Source organism: Bartonella jaculi, assembly GCF_039543045.1.
GTDB lineage: Bacteria > Pseudomonadota > Alphaproteobacteria > Rhizobiales > Rhizobiaceae > Bartonella > Bartonella jaculi.
Genome location: NZ_BAABIZ010000100.1, coordinates 1 through 1638 on the forward strand (window position 1 = coordinate 1; position 1638 = coordinate 1638).

At 35.3% G+C, this 1638-nt stretch carries 4 protein-coding genes and 1 pseudogene; 1 reads left to right on the forward strand and 4 read right to left on the reverse strand.

Annotated elements, in window-relative coordinates; translation table 11 throughout:
* Nucleotides 1-70: pseudogene (locus ABD915_RS10370) on the reverse strand (IS607 family transposase); the annotation flags it as partial.
* Nucleotides 71-264: 194 nt separating this feature from the next.
* Here ABD915_RS10370 and ABD915_RS09520 point away from each other — a divergent pair.
* On the forward strand, nucleotides 265-516 hold the full coding sequence (locus ABD915_RS09520; RefSeq protein WP_345117695.1) for a type II toxin-antitoxin system prevent-host-death family antitoxin: 252 nt from the start codon (nucleotides 265-267) through the stop codon (nucleotides 514-516).
* A gap of 66 nt (nucleotides 517-582) precedes the next feature.
* On the opposite strand, the gene ABD915_RS09525 is transcribed toward ABD915_RS09520, so the two are convergent.
* The 3 genes from ABD915_RS09525 to ABD915_RS09535 form a co-directional block, all read right to left on the reverse strand.
* The gene (locus ABD915_RS09525; RefSeq protein WP_273721170.1) at nucleotides 583-891 is read right to left on the reverse strand and encodes a HigA family addiction module antitoxin; all 309 of its coding nucleotides are present in this window, start codon (nucleotides 889-891) and stop codon (nucleotides 583-585) included.
* A 10-nt stretch (nucleotides 892-901) separates the two neighbouring features.
* A complete protein-coding gene (locus ABD915_RS09530; protein ID WP_273721168.1) occupies nucleotides 902-1180 on the reverse strand; it encodes a type II toxin-antitoxin system RelE/ParE family toxin in 279 nt (92 codons plus the stop codon).
* Nucleotides 1181-1281: 101 nt separating this feature from the next.
* Entirely contained in the window at nucleotides 1282-1542 is a 261-nt protein-coding gene (locus ABD915_RS09535; protein WP_345117700.1) for a hypothetical protein, read from the reverse strand.
* Between the last annotated feature and the right edge of the window lie 96 nt (nucleotides 1543-1638).

A 1638-nucleotide genomic window follows, 5' to 3' on the forward strand; every position in this document is an offset into this window, starting at 1 on the left:
AACGTCGTAGAGTGCTAATAGAAACCCCCAAAGCTTGAGCGGCCTTACCTATCCCAACAAATCTATTCATAATACGTATTATTACATAGATATAAATAGATTACAAGTAAACTGTGTAAACCCTGTTGCGAAAGTAGCTTAATTTAAAAACATGATTTATCTCCTCGTCTTTTAGGCGGGGAGGTAGTTAACAGCATAAAATATCTTTACATAATACACATTATACGTATAATACGTATTATGCATTAAAGATAGGATGTGCATATGAAAAAATATAGTTTTACAGATGTAAACCGCGGGGCAGGCGATATTTTAGACGAGGCTATGTCTACACCTGTAGCTTTAACAAAGCGAGGGCGTGAAAAAATCATTATGCTTCCTGTTGATTTATATCATGAATTAATAAAAGCGCGTTCTCGTGTACAATCTTTTGTTTATGCAGATGCACCGCAAAATATATTAGACGATTTAGATCGTGGTTTAGATGACATTTTGAATAGTGATGAACATGTTTAAAGCAGGAGATGTCATTATTTATCTAGTATTTCATAAAACATCGTCTCTAGAGATTGAGTCACAAAGTCAAACAGCGTGAAGTGTTGGAACTTTGCTAACATTTGTTTCGCGTTCAGCATGCCACGCATCATAATTGGCTTGCATACGTAACCATATAGCAGCTCCATCACCAAACATTTTGCCAAGACAAGCCGAAATAGCAGGAGAAACAGGTTTTTTTGCGTTCAGAATATCGTAGAGATGTTGGCGTGATATACCAAGCATCTGCGCAATTTCTGATTTTGTTTTGCCTGTTTCAGGAATAATTTCTGCTAAAACTTCTCCTGGATGAGTAGGACAACGGTTTTTATCTCTTTGTGCAGGAATGTCATTCATAACTGTATCCTTAGTGATATTGTTCAAGATCAACACGGTAAGCATTACATGAGTCAAATTCAAAGGTAATACACCATGGTCCGTTAACGTGGACAGTGTAACGAGTGGGTGAATATCCAATCAAAGAATGAAAGTTGAATCCTGGAAGATTCATATCTTCTGGTCTTTCAGAAAAATCTAAACGATCAAGACGAACCATGATACGTTTTACAAGTTTCTTATCAATCTTGGATGAATTTCCCGTTTTGAATAATTCTGCCAATGTTTTGCTTTTAAACGTTTTAATCATTCTTTTATATAGCGTAGAATACTGTTAATGTCAACAAATAGCTTACATTGTAAGTGCTAAAATGGAAAAAACAGTAACATCCCATTAGAAAGCCTAATAGCTTAAACTTGTTTTTCTTTTCTCCACCTCATGCGTAAAGAGAAGAATAGGTGCATGGAGGGGATAAATTTGCACGTCAACATCAAGGATTTTACAACCACATCAAAGGCTGTCTGATCAAATATTGCTAAAAACTTAGATCCCTTGCCATTCTTAATAAAGTGAATACGAAGTTTAAATTCTATTGTCATTTTGCTCTCCAAATTAATGAAGAGACCATAACAAGCATCATCATGTTCCATAAGCCTGACACTGTCAGTCAAAAAACCGCTTTAAAGGATTTTGAAAGAGCTTTTAAAAGGATTTTAAAGAAAGAAAATCATACGAGCCTTTAAGCTTTTGTACAATAAGCATCCGTA